The following is a 15,767-nucleotide window of genomic DNA, read 5'->3' as shown; positions in this document are numbered from 1 at the left end:
GTCAGGCGGAGTCGGCCTCGGCGGCGTCCTTGAGGTTGGCGAGCGTCGACTCGATGGACCGCTGCGTCCTCCCGCCGAGCACCAGGTCGAAGGCCCGCGCCACCACACCGGGGTAGCGGGACAGGTCCCAGGTCTCGACCACCCGGGTGCCCCCGTCCGCGGTCGGCGTCAGCTCGTAGCGCCAGCGGTGCCGGCCCTGGTGCCGCCAGGCGATGAGCCGGTCCTCGTCGAACTCCACGACCCGGTTGGTGATCCGGTACGGCGCGCCCATCTTCATGTCCATGCCGAACTCCGAGCCGAGCTCGAGGCGCTCGGGGCCGGCCACCGCACCGCGCACCGTGCCCGAACCGTCGATGCGCGGGTGCTGGCGGGGGTCGCTGAGGATGGCGAACACCGTCGCGGGCGGGGCGGCGATCGTCGCGGTCGCGGATCTGCTGGGGCTGGCCATGGCTCCAACCTAGGGAACGGCGGACCAGTGGCGCAGACGAGGGGCTTCATCCCCTGGCACGATGCTCCGGCCGGGCGATTGGCGACGACGACGAGCGGCCGGGTACGTTGGCGGTGCACGATTGTGTTCCGGGTCACAGGGCGCACCACCCCCGCGTCCCGCGTCCGGAGCGACCGCCATCGGCACGCGGAGACCCCGGACGGCCGACGACATCGAAGGAGCGCAGGATGACGCAGTCCAGCGGGCAACCCTCAGGTGGGACCCCCCCGGAGTCGACGCAGTTCGGCCCCGACCTCGTCGAGGTCTTCGGCCCCTCCCAGCTCGACGGCGGCCCCGAGCTCGTCCAGCTGCTGACCCCCGAGGGCGAGCGCGTCGAGCACCCCGACTTCTCCTTCGACCTCGGCGACGATGCCATCCTCGGCTTCTACCGCGACATGGTCCTCACCCGGCGCATCGACGTCGAGGCGACCGCGCTGCAGCGCCACGGCGAGCTCGGCATCTGGGCCCAGCTGCTGGGCCAGGAGGCCGCCCAGATCGGCGCCGGTCGCGCCCTGCGGCCGCAGGACTTCGTCTTCCCGACCTACCGCGAGCACGGCGTCGCCTGGTGCAAGGGCGTCGACCCGCTCGACCTGCTCGGCCTCTTCCGCGGTGTCGACCAGGGCTCCTGGGACCCGGCGGACAACAACTTCGGCCTCTACACGATCGTCATCGGCGCCCAGACCCTCCACGCGACCGGGTACGCGATGGGCATGCAGCGTGACGGTGTCGTCGGCACCGGCGACCCCGACCGCGACGCCGCGGTGATCGCCCACTTCGGTGACGGCGCCTCCTCGCAGGGCGACGTCAACGAGTCCTTCATCTTCGCGGCCTCCTACAACGCGCCGGTCGTCTTCTTCTGCCAGAACAACCAGTGGGCGATCTCCGAGCCGATCGAGCGGCAGACCCGGATCCCGCTCTACCAGCGGGCGCTGGGCTTCGGCTTCCCGGGCGTCCGGGTGGACGGCAACGACGTGCTGGCGACGTACGCCGTCACGAAGGCCGCCCTCGACCGCGCCCGCGACGGCCAGGGGCCGACGTTCGTCGAGGCCTACACCTACCGGATGGGCGCGCACACCACGACCGACGACCCGACCCGCTACCGGCTCTCCGACGACCTCGAGCGTTGGAAGCTCAAGGACCCGATCGCGCGGGTCGAGGTCTACCTGCGCCGCAACGGCATCGCCGACGACTCCTTCTTCGCCACCCTCCAGCAGGAGGCCGACGACCTCGGCCACCGGCTGCGCGAGGGCTGCAAGGCGCTGCCCGACCCGCAGCCGCTCGGCATCTTCGACCACGTCTACAGCGAGAACACCTGGGAGCTCGAGGCCCAGCGCGACGGCTTCGAGGCCTACCTCGCCTCGTTCGAGGGGGCGCACTGATGAGCACGCAGAAGATCACCCTCGCCAAGGGCCTCAACATGGGGCTGCGCAAGGCGATGGAGGACGACCCCAAGGTCCTGCTGATGGGTGAGGACGTCGGCAAGCTCGGCGGCGTCTTCCGGATCACCGACGGCCTGCAGAAGGACTTCGGCGAGGACCGCGTCATCGACTCCCCGCTCGCCGAGTCCGGCATCGTCGGCACCGCCGTCGGTCTCGCGCTGCGTGGCTACCGGCCGGTGGTGGAGATCCAGTTCGACGGGTTCGTCTACCCGGCGTACGACCAGATCGTCTGCCAGGTCGCGAAGATCCAGTTCCGCAGCCAGGGCAAGCTGAAGATGCCGATGGTGATCCGGATCCCGTTCGGTGGCGGCATCGGCGCGGTCGAGCACCACAGCGAGAGCCCGGAGGCGCAGTTCGCGCACACGCCCGGACTGAAGGTGGTCGCCTGCTCCAACCCCGTCGACGGCTACTGGATGATCCAGCAGGCCATCGCGTGCGACGACCCGGTGATCTTCCTCGAGCCCAAGCGGCAGTACCACGCCGACAAGGCCGACCTCGACGACACCACGACGCCGGACCCGCTCTTCAGCTCGCGGGTGGTGCGCGCCGGCACCGACGCGACCGTGCTCGCCTACGGCCCGACGGTGAAGACGGCGATGGCGGCGGCCGAGGCCGCCGCGACCGAGGGCCGCTCGCTGGAGGTCATCGACCTGCGTACGCTCTCGCCGCTGGACATGGCGCCGGTCTTCGCGTCGGTGCGCCGCACCGGTCGCGCGATCGTCGCGCACGAGGCGCACGTCAACCTCGGGATGGGCGCGGAGGTCGCGGCCCGGATCACCGAGGAGTGCTTCTACTCGCTGGAGGCCCCGGTGCTGCGGGTCGGGGCGTTCGACACGCCCTACCCGCCGTCCCGGATCGAGGAGGACTACCTCCCCGACCTCGACCGGGTGCTGGACGCCGTCGACCGCTCGCTCGCCTACTGACCAGGGGTTCTGCCACCGATGCCCGAGTACAAGCTGCCCGACGTGGGCGAGGGCCTCACCGAGGCCGAGATCGTCGCCTGGCACGTCCAGGTCGGCGACGTCGTCGAGATCAACCAGGTCGTCGTCGAGATCGAGACCGCGAAGTCGATCGTGGAGCTGCCCTCGCCGTACGCCGGCGAGGTGTCGGCGATCCTCGTCGAGGTCGGCGAGACCGTGCCCGTGGGCACGCCGATCATCGCGATCGGCGAGCCGGCCTCCGCCGCTCCCGAGGCCCCGGTCGAGATCGACCTGTCCAACCCGGCCGCCTCCGGCGGCGGCGAGGGCGAGTCGCTGGTGGGTCGCAACAAGGCCGACCGCGGCCCGGTCCGCCGGCCCCGCAAGGTCGCCTCCGGCGCGATGGCCGCGCACATGCAGGCGCAGGCGGCGTTCGAGTCCGGCGCCGCGCCGCTGGTCGAGGCCGACGTGCCCGAGACACCTGTGCCCTCGCGGGCCGTCGAGACCCCGGCTGCCTCGGTGCAGGTGCTGGCCAAGCCCCCCGTGCGCAAGCTCGCCAAGGACCTCGGGGTCGACCTGCGCTCGCTGACCCCGACGGGCCCGGACGGCACGGTGTCCCGCGAGGACGTCGAGTCGGCCGCCGGCACGGTGGTCGAGGCCGGCACGGTGGGTGAGGTGCGAGGCGCGCCAGCGCCGAGCCTCGGAACCACCGAGCGCGAGACCCGCGAGCCGATCAAGGGCGTGCGCAAGATGATGGCGCAGGCGATGAGCCAGTCCGCCTTCACCAGCCCGCACGTGACCGAGTGGGTCACCGTCGACGTGACCCGGACGATGGAGCTGGTCTCGCGCCTGCGGGCGCGGCGTGAGCTCCGCGAGGTGAAGGTCAGCCCGCTGCTGGTGCTGGCCCGCGCGTGCATCCTGGCGATGCGGCGTACCCCCGAGATCAACTCCTGGTGGGACGACGCCGCCCAGGAGGTGGTCTACAAGCACTACGTGAACCTCGGCATCGCGGCGGCGACGCCGCGCGGGCTGGTCGTGCCGAACGTCAAGGACGCCGACCGCCTCTCGCTGGTCGAGCTGGCGCAGGAGCTGACCGCGCTCACCGCGACCGCGCGCGACGGGAAGACGCAGCCGGCGCAGATGAGCGGGGGCACGTTCACGATCACCAACGTGGGCGTCTTCGGCGTGGATGCCGGCACCCCGATCATCAACCCCGGTGAGTCCGCGATCCTCTGCTTCGGCGCGATCCGCAAGCAGCCGTGGGTCGACCAGGAGACCGGCGAGATCGTGGCGCGCGACCTGACCACCCTCGCGCTCTCCTTCGACCACCGGCACATCGACGGCGAGAAGGGCTCCCGCTTCCTCGCCGACGTGGCCGGGATCCTGGAGGACCCGGCCACCGCGCTGCTCTACTGAGCTGCCGGCGGCCGGCGTTCGTTTCCCCGGTCGACCGGGGAAGCGTGCACGACACGCCGGGAGTCGTCGGCGTGTCGTGCACGTTTCCCCTGACAAGTTCCCCTAGACGAGTGTCGTGGAGCGTGAGATCACCGAGCCCGTCGACCTGTGCCGGCCGGACGGACGGCTGAACCCGGACGCCGTCGGCTGGACCCGGCGGCCGCTGCACCGCGCGAACCTGCGCGGCTGGGGCCGGGCGAAGCGCTGGGAGTACTGGGGCGTGGTCACCGACCGGTTCTGCCTGGGCCTGACCGCGTCGTCCCTGGACTACGCCGGCGTCTGCGCGGTGTGGGTGCTCGACCGGGAGACCGGTCGCACCTGGCAGCACGACGCGGTGCCGCCGCTGGCGCGCGGAGTCAGCCTGCCGCCCGACCACGGCGGCGTCGCCCGCGTCGAGGCCGGTGGCCTGCACCTCGAGCTGTCGGGGTCGGCCCTGCGCGCGTCCGCCCCGGGCATCGAGGTCGACCTCGCGGTCGAGCCCGGCGGCGAGTGCCTGGGCGTCGTGGTGCCGTGGAGCGGCCGCCGCTTCCAGTACACCGTCAAGGACGTCGGCCGCGCTGTCCGCGGGACGCTGCGGCTCGACGAGACGGCGTACGACGTCAGCGGCCGCGCCGTGCTCGACCACGGTCGTGGCAAGTGGCCCTACGCGATCACCTGGAACTGGGCGGCCGGCTTCACCGGCGGCTCGGGCGGCGGCCCTGGCATCACGCTGGGCGGGAAGTGGACCGACGGCACCGGCACCACCGAGAACGGGCTGTTCGTCGACGGGCGGATGCACAAGATCTCCGACGAGCTGGCGTGGGAGTACGACCGCACCGACTGGCTGCGACCGTGGCGGATCCACGGGCCGCGTGTCGACCTGCGGTTCGAGCCGTTCCACGAGCGGGCGGACCAGACGAACCTCGGGGTGGTCGCGAACGAGACGCACCAGTGCTTCGGCCACTTCACCGGCTGGGCGAGCACCGACGACGGCGAGCGGGTCGACCTCGGCGGACTGGTCGGTTGGGCCGAGGAGGCGCGCAACCGCTGGTGACCCGGCGCGGGTGCCGGCGCCGGTCCGACATTCGCGCCGACTCGGCGCTGCTCAGTGGCCGGCGCGGTCGAGCGCCTCGGCGGTCAGCCGGCGGCCGAGGTCGATCATCTCCGCGGCGCGGTGGAACTCCAGGGAGCGCGCGGCGCTGACCGGCACGACCACGAGCACGTCCGGCGGCAGCCCGGCCATCCGGTAGCGCGCGACGAGCCCCTGCATGGCGTCCATGGACATGCCGATGACGTCGGAGATGCGCAGCTCGTCCAGCAGGCTGGGCGCGGAGGGGACCGTCTCCGGCGCGGGGCGGCCGACGGTCCGGCGTACCCGCCCGACGAGCTCCTCGCGCCAGGTGGGCTCGGCCGGCTCGCGAGCGGGCGTGGACTGCTCCTGCGGGAGCCGGGTGCCGGAGAGCGAGATCGCGACGGTGAGGTCGGCCGCGGCCGCCGCGGTCGGCTCGATCGGGACCGGGTTCATCAGCCCTCCGTCGGCCAGGAGGCGACCGTTCATCTCCACCGGCGTGATGACGCCGGGGATCGCGATCGACGCCCGGATCGCCGACACCAGCGGGCCGCGCTGGAACCACACCTCGCGGCGTGCGTGCAGGTCCGTCGCGACCGCGGTGAACGGGACCGGCAGGTCCTCGATCAGCTGCTCGCCCAGGATCTGCTCGACCTGGCCGAAGATCCGCTGCGCCCGGATCGCCCCGGGCGCCGACCACTTCGGGTCGAGCAGCCGCAGGACGTCGCGCTGGGTGAGCGACCGTGCCCACTCGGTGTAGGGCTCGAGGCGGCCGGCGGCGGCCAGCCCGCCGACGAGCGCGCCCATCGACGAGCCCGAGATGGCGACGACCTCGTGACCGCGCGCCTCGATCTCCTCGATGGCGCCGATGTGGGCGTAGCCCCGGGCACCTCCGGAGCCGAGGGCGAGTGCGACACGCATGTCTGCAGCCTAGGGATCCCGGGTAGGACCCGCGCGTGGAAGTGCTCGGGCCGTACCACCTCGTGCGCCGCCTCGGGGGCGGCGGGATGGGCGTCGTCCACGAGGCCTGGGACACCCGCCTGCAGCGGCCGGTCGCGCTCAAGGTGATCGCGGCGGACCTCGCCGACGACCCGGCGTTCCGCGAGCGGTTCACCCGCGAGGCCCGCGCCCAGGCGGCCCTGGACTCCGAGCACGTCGTGCGGGTCCACGCGCACGGCGAGGACGACGGGCGGCTCTGGATCGCCACCCAGCTACTGCCCGACGGTGACCTCGGCGCGCTGCTGCGCCGGTACGGCGCCCTGCCGCAACCGGTCGCGCTCGACCTGGTCGCCCAGGTGGCGGATGGGCTCGACGACGCGCACGCCGCCGGGCTCGTGCACCGCGACATCAAACCGGCGAACGTGCTGCTGCGGCGCGGTCCGCGCATCCTGGCCTACCTCGGCGACTTCGGCATCGCCCGACCACTCGGGGCGGAGGTGACGCGCACCGGCGCGGTGGGCACGCCGGCCTACCTGGCGCCCGAGCTGCACACCGGAGGGGCCGCGGGCGTCGCGTCCGACGTCTACTCCCTCGGCTGCCTGCTCTGGGCGGCGCTGACCGGCGCGCCGCCGTACGCCGGCGGCTCGGACTTCGAGCTCGCCACGGCCCACCGCGAGCGGCCGGTGCCGCAGCTGCCGGGGCGGGACCCCCGGACGGTCGCGGTCAACCGGGTCCTGCGCACCGCGATGGCGAAGCGGCCCGGTGACCGGTACCCGTCGGCGCGCGCCGTCCGCGACGCGCTCGAGGCGGCCGCCGCGCGGTCCGACCGGGAGCCGCGCCGGCGGAGGTGGCCGGTGCTCGCTGCGGTCGCGGCCGCCGTGCTCGGTGCCGGTGTCGGATGGGCGCTGTGGCCGGCGTCCGGCCCGCCGGCACCGGCACCCACCGCGGTCGAGCGGCGCGCGACCGATGGGCTCGCGGCATCGCTGGTCGGCGTCATGGGAGCGACGCAGGCGCACTGCGTGGCGTCGTACGTCGTCGACGATCTCGGCCTGGACGCCCTGGTGGAGGCGGGGCTCTTCGACGCCGACGGGCGGTTCCTGGACCCCGACCTCGCCGACCAGCCGCGGGTGCGCCGGTCGCTCACGGTGGCGGCCCGCTCGTGCGTGGGGTGACCGGTCATTCGGGGTGCGCCGCTCTCCGCGCAATTGCTGGCAGATGTACGGTCGCAGACGGTGCCGACGGTGCGTGAGCGCGCAATTGTTGGCAGATGTACGGTCGCAGACGGTGCCGACGGTGCGTGAGCGCGCAATTGCTGGCGGATGTACGTCGTGGACGGTGCCGACGGTGCGTGAGCGCGCAATTGCTCGCAGATGCACCTCGCGCGGCGCCCCTCAGGGCTCGATCGGCCCGACCTCCCAGCCCGGGGGCGAGATCGGGTGCAGCATCGCGTCGGTGCCGCCGTCGACGAACAGCACGGCGCCGACGATGTTGGCGGCCGGCTCGGAGAGCAGGAACCCGATCGCCGCGGCGACCTCCTCGGGTCGGCCGAGCCGGCCGATCGCGTTGGGGTAGGCGTCGATGGCCGGCCCCAGCAGCGGGTCGGCGCGCATCTCCTCGACCATCGGGGTCTCGGTGGCGCCGGGGGCGACGGAGTTGAGGCGGATGCCGCGGCCGCCCCACTCGGGCCTCACGCCCTCGCGGCGCGCCCACCACGCGAGCGCGGCCTTGCTGGACGGGTAGACCATCACCGCGTCCACCTTCGCGGCCTCCGCGCGGGCCAGCGGCTCGTCGTCGCGCAGGCAGGCCTGGGCGACGGGGGCGTTCCAGCCCGGCATGCCGGTGATCGAGTTGGAGGCGAGCAGCACGACGCCCGCCCCGGCGGCCCGGGCCAGCTCCTCGTGCAGGCCCCGCACCAGGGCGACGGCGCCGAAGAAGTTGACCGACACCAGCAGTGCGGAGTCGGTGCCGGTGCGCCCGGCGATGCCCGCTGCCGGGACCAGGCCGTGCACGACGTCGGTGCGCTCGCGCACGCCGGCGACGGCCGCCGCCCGTCCCTCGGCGGTCGCGAGGTCGACCTCGATGTCGACCCCGGTGTCGCCGGCCCGGCGGTCGATCGTGATCACCCGGCCGCCCTGTTCACGCAGCAGTGCCGTGGTGGCGGCCCCGATCCCCGACGCGGCCCCGCTGACGACGTACGTCTTCATGGGCCCGGACTGTAACGCGTTCTAGTGCCAGCCGCGCGAACTGTAACGCGGGGTTATCGACGCTCCGCACGCCGTATATGGCCGCTGGAGCGACCATAACCCCGCGTTACAGGTAGCGGCGGGCCCGGTCGGCCGGGGTCCCCGGGCCGGCGGTGAGCAGCGCGGCCAGCTCGTGCTCCAGCACCGCGCCGACCCGCTGGCAGAAGGCCTCCGGCTCGTCGGCGGCGTCGGGGAGCTCGGCGACCACCCGGTCCACGATGCCCAGCCGCTGCAGGTCCAGCGCCCGGACCCGCTGGGCCCGCGCCATCTCCGGGGCGTGGTCCAGGTCGCGGTGCACGATCGCGCTGGCGCCCTCCGGGGGCAGCGGCGAGAGCCACGCGTGCTGTGCCGCGACCACCCGGTCGGCGGGCAGGAACGCCAGCGCCCCGCCGCCGTTGCCCTCCCCGAGCATCAGGCACAGCGTGGGCGCGCGCACGGTCACCAGCTCGCTCAGGCAGCGCGCGATCTCACCCGCCAGGCCGCCGTTCTCGGCCTCGGGGGAGAGGGCGGCGCCCTGCGTGTCGATCACGGTCACCAGGGGCAGCCCGAGCTCGGAGGCGAGCCGCATCCCGCGCTGGGCCTCGCGCAGCGCCTCGGGACCCATCGGGTGCTCGAGCGTCTGGCCGCGCCGGTCCTGGCCGAGGAAGACGCACGGTGCGTCGCCGAACCGCACCAGCGCCAGCAGCAGTCCGGGGTCGTGCTCGCCCTGGCCGGTGCCGTTGAGCGGGATGACGTCCGCGGCGGCGTACTTGAGCAGGCGGCGTACGCCGGGCCGGTCGGGGCGCCGCGACCGGGTGACCGCCTCCCACGTCTCGACGTCCGGCACCGGCAGGTCCTCGGGGTCCGGCACCGGCCGCACCCCCTGGCGCGGGGCGAGGAGCACCGCGAGCGCCCGGTCGAGGATGCCGGCGATCTCCTCCGGCGGCAGGACCGCGTCGATGATGCCGTGCGCATAGAGGTTCTCGGCCGTCTGGACACCGTCGGGGAACGGCCTGCCGTAGAGCGCCTGGTAGACCCGTGGCCCGAGGAAGCCGATCAGCGCGCCCGTCTCGCCGACGGTGACGTGGCCCAGCGACCCCCACGAGGCCATCACGCCGCCGGTGGTGGGGTGGCGCAGGTAGACCAGGTAGGGCAGGCCTGCCGCCTTGTGGGCGGCCACCGCCTCGCTGATCCGCACCATCTGCACGAACGCCGGGGTGCCCTCCTGCATCCGGGTCCCGCCGCTGACCGGACCGGCCAGCAGTGGCAGCCCCTCCCGCGTCGCGCGCTCGATCGCGGCCACCAGGCGGTCCGCCGACGCCCGGCCGATCGAGCCGGCGAGGAACCCGAACTCGCCCATCAGCACCGCGACCCGCCGGCCCCTCATCAGGCCCTCGCCGGTGAGCACCGACTCGTCGACGCCGCTGCGCTCCCGTGCGGCAGCGAGCTCGGCGGCGTACGCGTCGGGGATCTCGCCGTACGACGGCGGTGTGTCCCACGACGCCCAGGAGCCCTCGTCGAGGACCAGGTCGATGAGCTCGGCCGCGGACAGGCGGGTCACTCCTGCAGGCTATGCCAGGCCGCGAGGACGGCGGCCTCCTTCGCACGTGACATCCCGCTCACGGCGGCGCCCGGGGTCGCGCGCAGCCAGGCGAGGGTGTCGCGGGCGGTCTCCGCGACCGGGCGCAGCGCCAGTCCCGCCGCCACGGACGGCGCCGGATCGTGGGTGCCGAGCCCGTCGTACTCGGGCCGTGGCAGCCACAGCGGCAGCGACTCCGGACCCATCCAGGGCTCGACGCCCTGGTCGGCCAGCACCTCCTGCGGCACCCAGGTCAGCGTCGCCTCGCTGTCGACGCCCGCGGCCACCTGGGCCAGGAGGCTGCCGAGCGGCAGCACCTCGCCGACCCCGTCGAAGTCGCCGGCCGTCCGGGACTCCGCGCAGGCGACGAGCCACCCGGCGAGGTCGCGCACGTCGATCACCTGCATCGGGTCCTCGGGCCGGCCGCCGGCGAGCGCCTCGCCGCCCTCCGCGAGACGCGCCGGCCAGTAGGTGAAGCGGCCGGTCGGGTCTCCCGGGCCGACGATCAGTCCGGGCCGGACGACAGTCCACGACGCTGCCCCGTCCCGCACCAGCTGCTCGCACGCGACCTTCATCGGGCCGTAGGCCTCGGGGTCGGTGGCGAGGTCGACGTCGTCGGGCTGGGGGTCGCGCAGCGGCAGCGTGCCCGGGCCGCCTCCGGGCGTGGCGTCGTCGGCGTACACGTTGACCGTCGACACGAAGACCCAGTGCGCGTCCGGCCAGGTCGCCACGCCCGTGCGCACCCACGAGGGCATCCGGGCCACGTCGACCACCGCGTCGTACGCCGTCGTGGCGAGCTCGTCCGGCACGGCCTCGGTCCGGTCCCAGTGCACGGCACGGGCGCCGTCGGGCACCGATCCGCTGGTGCCGCGGTTGGCGCAGGTGACGGTGTGGCCGCGACGCACGGCCTCCTCCGCGACCGCCTGGGACAGGAACACCGAACCGCCGAGCACCAGGATCTCCATGCCGCCAACCTGGCCCGGACCACCGGGCGGGGGCAAGGGGTTCCGCCGAGGGCGGAATGCGGCCGGCCCCAGGTCAGCGCTCTCCGGGCCGCAACCCCTACTTGTCGGCTTGTCCCTGCACTTGTCGGCCGAAGTTTCGACTCTCCTGCTTGATGTGTGGGTCAGGTGCGGCCGGGGAGCGCGGGTCGGTGACGTCCGAGGCTGAGCATGGCCAGGGCGATCAGTGCGTGTGAGGTGTGGAAGCCGAACGCGAGCCGGGTGAGGAGCCGGATCTTGGTGTTGACGCCTTCGATGAGCCCGTTGGATAGCTGATGCTCGATGGCGACCAGGATGCGGGGGCGGAACTTGTGGATCGTGCGGGCCAGGTCGACGAAGGCGGGGATCCGACATCGGCGGGCCCAGGCCAGCCACTTGTCGAGCTCGAAGGCGGCCTGGTCGGGTGGCATCTGGAAGACCAGCCGGAGGGCTTCCTTGAGCAGGTAGGCCCGGTACAGGCGGGGGTCGGTGGTCGCGATCCACTCGAGCTTGGCGTGTTGCCGGTCGGTGAGGTTCTCGGGATTCTTCGCCAGCGCGAACCGGGCCCCTTTGAGTCCGCGGGCCAGGTCTCGCCCGGGGAGCACCTGGTGACGGCGTGCCCAGCCGGTCAGCATCTTGGGGTCGTGCTTGGCCAGTTTGCGGGCCTGCTGCCAGGCGTCGATGCGGACCCGGGCGAGGGCGGTGTTGGCCCACTTGACCACGTGGAACGGGTCGACCCCGAGGACGGCGTTGGGGCAGCGGTCGGTGACTTCTTCCTCGATGTAGGCGGCTCCATCGGCCGAGACATGCGTGATCTGGGCGCAGCGCTCGGTACCAAGGAGGTCGAAGAACGGGCTCAGTGCCGCTCGGCTGCGACCCTCGCCGGCCCACACCAGAACCCCGGTGTCGTGATCGACGACCACGGTCAAGAACTTCAGGTTGCGGCGGTAGGAGATCTCGTCGATCCCGATCCGGGTCAGCCCATCGAGCCCGTCGGTGGCCGATGCGGCTTCCGCGGCGTCCCAGACCCGGGCGATGATCGCCCCGACGGTGCGCCACGCGATCCGCATCAGCTGCGTGGCCGCGGACTTCGACGTCCGGGTCGCCAGCCAGGCGACCTGCGCGTCGAAGGTGTGGGTGTGACCCGCACCGTGTGCGGCCCAGGGCACGTGCGCGACCACCACGCCGTGGTCGCGGCAGCGCACCCGCGGCGCGTCGGCCTCGAGGAAGGTCAGCGTGGTGGCGTGGTCCAACGTGCGCCAGCGGCGACGCCCCCGGCCCGCGTCGTACCGGGCGCAACGGCGTCGACATCGTCCGCACCGATCCCGCTGACGAGCCATCAACCGCACGTCGATCACCAGCACATCGCCGTCCCACCAGACGTTCTCGATCGCAGTGTGTTCAAGCCCCAAGAGCCCACGGAATAGGCTGACGACTGCCACGCCGTTCTCCTGCCAGCTGGTTTCGGTCCTAGACAGCTCGAAACCTAGACAGGGAACGGCGTGTGCACGTCACGGCACGCTCAGCTCACCCACACATGCAGCAGGAGAGCCGAAGTTTCGGCCGACAAGCAACGGTTTACCCGGTCGACCGGGTAAACCAGCGCCGGTGAGTCACAGCAGCTCGACCCGGCCCTCCAGCAGGAAGGCGGGCCGTTCGGCGTCCGCGGAGTCCGGGGTCCGGATGACCCGCCCCACGGGGGTGCAGGCGAGGCTCCGCAGCTCGCAGGTGACCACCTGCCGGGCGCGGAGCACGTCCACCGGGTGGTGGTCGTCGATGCGCTCGGCGACGCCGAAGAACGTGTCGTCGTCGGTCCACCCACCCAGGCTGAAGTGGTCCCACGGGGCGTCGAGCGCGCGCTGCCGGCCGGTCTCCGCGTCGTACGCCACCGCGTCCGTCGGCCACTGCCCGACGTCGAGGACCGTGCTGCGGTCCGGCGACAGCCGGCCGGTCCCGAAGGCCTCGGAGCCGCCCACCTCGCGGTGCCGGCCCTCGCCGCGGAGCCCGACGTGATAGCCATCGGTGAAGAGGGTCTCGGCGTAGCCGGGGTAGACGTCGACACCCTCGTCGTCCTGGGTGACCGGCTCGCGCGAGCCGTCGGCGAGGCTGATGGTGGCCTCGTCGAAGAACACCCGGTCGCGGCTCACCCCGCCCAGCATCGGCATCAGCTCGCCGTAGAGGTCGGCGAGGTCGGCACCGTCGGCCGGCGCCCGGTCCGGCGTGCGGTAGAGCTGTGCCCCGGTGCGGGTGTCGAAGACCGCCACCTGCATCACGTGGGTGCCGAACTCGTCCGTGGGGCCCCGGGACTGGTCCACGGTCGCGACCACGGAGTGGTCGGCCGACACGGCCAGGTTCGCCCAGCCGACGTCGGCGACCTCCCGCGTGCGGCCCTCCGCGCTGGTGAACATCAGCGTCTGGCGGCGCACCCAGTAGGCGCCGGTGGCGCCCAGCACGAACTCGTCCACCCCGTCGCCCAGCTCGACGCTGCGCTCCCCGACGTGCAGCGTGCCGTCGGCGTACCAGGCGGGCGCGCTCGCGTCCCAGCGGGTCGGACCCACCGGGAGGGTGAAGGGCTCGCCGCCCGACCCGGTGCTCGTGACGTCGCCGCAGCCGGCGAGGCCCGCGGCCAGGGTCAGGACCGCACCGACGACACCGACGACCAGCCCCCGAGTCCGCACCGGACCATGATCACACGGGCGGCGAGTCGGCCGACCTCAGCCAGGTGTCGAAGAAGCCCCGCAGGTCCTGCCCGCTCTGCTCGGACCACCACGACGTGATGTCCTCGTAGTCGGCGTTGCCGTCGGCGTGGACCGTCGGCCACTCCCGCACCAGCCGCCAGAACGTCTCGTCGCCGAGCTTCTGGCGCAGCTCCTCCCACATCACCGCGGGGATGTAGTAGACGTTGCCGGAGCCGAACGAGTCCGGGTGGTACGCCGCCGGTGGGCCGGCCTGGTCGCGCAGGCCGGCGTCGTAGGAGGCCCACTCGCCGAAGAGCTGGTCGGCCGGCGGGCCGCCGTGCTCGCTCATCCAGGTGCCCTGGAGGAAGGTCGCCATCCCCTCGTTCATCCACACGTCGCGCCAGTCGACGGGCGTGACCTCGTCGCCGTACCAGTGGTGCGCCATCTCGTGGACGAGCACCTCGGGCGACGTCGCGTAGCGGGTGTCGCCCAGGGTGATCATGGTCTGGGTCTCCATGCCGCTCTGGGAGTCGACGACCAGGAAGCCCAGCCGGTCGAAGGGGAAGGGTCCCAGCCGGTCCTCCAGCCACGCCATCCCCGCCGGGGCGGCGTGCAGGCGGCGGGCGAGGTCGGGCCGGTCGCGCGGGGTCCAGTAGGTGATCGGCACGCCGGACGGCGACCGGTCGCGGGCCATGGCGAAGTCGCCGATCGCCACGGTGACGAGGTACGACGACGCCGGCTCGTCGAGCCGCCAGTGGGTGGTCGTCTCGCCCGCGCGGACCCGACGGGAGAGCAGCTGCCCGTTGGACACCCCGACCATCGGGGCGGGCGCCGAGACCGTCACGTCGTAGAGCGCCTTGTCGGAGGGCTGGTCGTTGACGGCGTACCACGTGAACGCGCCGTAGGGCTCCTGCATCGTCCACACCTCGCCGCTGGGTGTGACCGTCCACCCGGTGCGGGAGAAGTCGCTGCGCTGCACCGGGGCCGGCACCTGCCGCGGCCGGCCGGAGTAGCGCAGCACCAGGGTGTGCTCGCTGTCCTCCGTCACGGCCTGCTGGACGACGAGGTCCTTGCCCTCGTGGCGGTACGCCGCCCGCTCACCGTCCAGCGTGACCGCGGTGGGTCGCAGCGGCTGCGCGAGGTCGAGCCGCAGCTCGTCGGCATCGGCGGTCGACCGCAGCCGCAGCCGCTCGACCCCGCGGAGGGTCCGTGTCCCCGGGTCCCAGTCGAGGGTGAGCCAGTAGTGCAGCGCGTCGACGCCGGGGTCGCCGACCTTCGGGTAGACCGCGTCCTCGACGGGCGTGCTGTAGCCCTCGGCGACCCGGTCGGCGGACGCCGAGGGGTCGGCGGACGGCGCGGCGCCCGGCCGGTCGCTCGTGCAGCCGGCGAGCAGCAGCGCGCCGGCGACCAGGGCGGCGGCGTACCTCACCGGTCTCCTCGCAGCAGCGGCCGCGCGAGCCGGCGGCCGTGGTGGATCTGCGCCTTGACGGTGCCGAGCGGGGCGCCCACCTGGCGGGCGATCTCCTCGTACGACATGCCGTAGACGTCGCGCAGCAGCAGCGGCTCGACGTACTGCGGGTGGTCGCGCTCGATGGCCTCCATCGCCTCGAGGAGGTCGAGGCGGGTGCCCGCGATGACGCTCGTGGTGCGGGGGTCGGGCCGCTCCAGCGGGCCGACCTGCTGGGGGTCCGCGGCGGTGGCCTGGTTCCTCATCCGGCGGTACGTCGTGCGGGCGCTGTTGACGGCGACGACGTGCATCCACGTGGTGAACCGGCCGCGCCCACCCCAGCTGCCGATCTTGCTCGCGATGTTGATCAGGGCGTCCTGGCAGGCGTCCTCCGCGTCGGGGAGGTGCGGCAGCACCCCGCGGCACACGTTGAGCACCCGCGGGCGGACCGCGGCGAGCAGCGCCTCGAGCGCGTCCCGGTCGCCCTGCTGGGCGCGCCGGGCGAGGTCGTCGACCTCGTCCGGCGTCAGTGCCTCCGTGCTCACGCGCACCACCCTTCCCCGTCGGTCCGAGACA

General features: G+C 73.3%; 14 protein-coding genes. 5 read left to right on the top strand and 9 right to left on the bottom strand.

What is annotated here, in order from left to right:
* Position 1: 1 nt before the first annotated feature.
* A complete protein-coding gene (locus ACILRH_RS00445; RefSeq protein ID WP_395690158.1) occupies positions 2-448 on the bottom strand; it encodes an SRPBCC family protein in 447 nt (148 codons plus the stop codon).
* 227 nt (positions 449-675) lie between these two features.
* Here ACILRH_RS00445 and pdhA point away from each other — a divergent pair, with 227 nt between their 5' ends.
* From pdhA to ACILRH_RS00425, 4 genes are all read left to right on the top strand, one after another.
* Positions 676-1,866: a pyruvate dehydrogenase (acetyl-transferring) E1 component subunit alpha gene (gene pdhA, locus ACILRH_RS00440; protein ID WP_395690157.1), complete on the top strand. Its 1,191-nt coding sequence runs from the start codon at positions 676-678 to the stop codon at positions 1,864-1,866.
* On the top strand, positions 1,866-2,849 hold the full coding sequence (locus ACILRH_RS00435; protein ID WP_395690156.1) for an alpha-ketoacid dehydrogenase subunit beta: 984 nt from the start codon (positions 1,866-1,868) through the stop codon (positions 2,847-2,849). The genes pdhA and ACILRH_RS00435 overlap by 1 nt, the downstream gene beginning before the upstream one ends.
* A gap of 18 nt (positions 2,850-2,867) precedes the next feature.
* Positions 2,868-4,259, top strand: coding sequence for a dihydrolipoamide acetyltransferase family protein (locus tag ACILRH_RS00430; protein WP_395690155.1), 1,392 nt, complete (start codon positions 2,868-2,870; stop codon positions 4,257-4,259).
* A 115-nt stretch (positions 4,260-4,374) separates the two neighbouring features.
* Positions 4,375-5,331, top strand: a complete 957-nt coding sequence (locus tag ACILRH_RS00425) for a DUF2804 domain-containing protein (RefSeq protein WP_395690154.1) — start codon at positions 4,375-4,377, stop codon at positions 5,329-5,331.
* Between the two features lie 51 nt (positions 5,332-5,382).
* Here the strand turns inward: ACILRH_RS00425 and ACILRH_RS00420 are convergent, their stop codons facing one another.
* On the bottom strand, positions 5,383-6,267 hold the full coding sequence (locus tag ACILRH_RS00420; RefSeq protein WP_395690153.1) for a patatin-like phospholipase family protein: 885 nt from the start codon (positions 6,265-6,267) through the stop codon (positions 5,383-5,385).
* 35 nt (positions 6,268-6,302) lie between these two features.
* On the opposite strand from ACILRH_RS00420, the gene ACILRH_RS00415 reads away from it, so the two are divergent.
* On the top strand, positions 6,303-7,457 hold the full coding sequence (locus ACILRH_RS00415) for a serine/threonine-protein kinase (protein WP_395690152.1): 1,155 nt from the start codon (positions 6,303-6,305) through the stop codon (positions 7,455-7,457).
* A 219-nt stretch (positions 7,458-7,676) separates the two neighbouring features.
* Here ACILRH_RS00415 and ACILRH_RS00410 read toward each other — a convergent pair whose 3' ends face one another.
* The 7 genes from ACILRH_RS00410 to ACILRH_RS00380 form a co-directional block, all read right to left on the bottom strand.
* A complete protein-coding gene (locus ACILRH_RS00410) occupies positions 7,677-8,489 on the bottom strand; it encodes an SDR family oxidoreductase (RefSeq protein WP_395690151.1) in 813 nt (270 codons plus the stop codon).
* A 106-nt stretch (positions 8,490-8,595) separates the two neighbouring features.
* The gene (locus ACILRH_RS00405) at positions 8,596-10,068 is read right to left on the bottom strand and encodes a carboxyl transferase domain-containing protein (RefSeq protein WP_395690150.1); all 1,473 of its coding nucleotides are present in this window, start codon (positions 10,066-10,068) and stop codon (positions 8,596-8,598) included.
* On the bottom strand, positions 10,065-11,051 hold the full coding sequence (locus tag ACILRH_RS00400) for an NAD-dependent epimerase/dehydratase family protein (RefSeq protein WP_395690149.1): 987 nt from the start codon (positions 11,049-11,051) through the stop codon (positions 10,065-10,067). The genes ACILRH_RS00405 and ACILRH_RS00400 overlap by 4 nt, the downstream gene beginning before the upstream one ends.
* 161 nt (positions 11,052-11,212) lie before the next feature.
* Positions 11,213-12,508 (bottom strand): ISL3 family transposase, encoded by a 1,296-nt coding sequence (locus ACILRH_RS00395; protein WP_395690148.1) that lies wholly within the window; start codon positions 12,506-12,508, stop codon positions 11,213-11,215.
* A 171-nt stretch (positions 12,509-12,679) separates the two neighbouring features.
* Entirely contained in the window at positions 12,680-13,744 is a 1,065-nt protein-coding gene (locus ACILRH_RS00390) for a hypothetical protein (protein ID WP_395690147.1), read from the bottom strand.
* 10 nt (positions 13,745-13,754) lie between these two features.
* Positions 13,755-15,173, bottom strand: a complete 1,419-nt coding sequence (locus tag ACILRH_RS00385) for a M1 family metallopeptidase (RefSeq protein WP_395690146.1) — start codon at positions 15,171-15,173, stop codon at positions 13,755-13,757.
* Positions 15,170-15,736, bottom strand: coding sequence for an RNA polymerase sigma factor (locus ACILRH_RS00380; RefSeq protein WP_395690145.1), 567 nt, complete (start codon positions 15,734-15,736; stop codon positions 15,170-15,172). Before ACILRH_RS00380 ends, ACILRH_RS00385 begins: the two co-directional genes overlap by 4 nt.
* Positions 15,737-15,767 lie beyond the last annotated feature (31 nt).

Origin of the sequence: Nocardioides sp. (genome assembly GCF_044226765.1) — a bacterium.
Taxonomy (GTDB): domain Bacteria; phylum Actinomycetota; class Actinomycetes; order Propionibacteriales; family Nocardioidaceae; genus Nocardioides.
The sequence above is the reverse complement of the archived record's forward strand: the minus strand, read 5'-3'. Positions and strand labels throughout refer to the sequence as shown.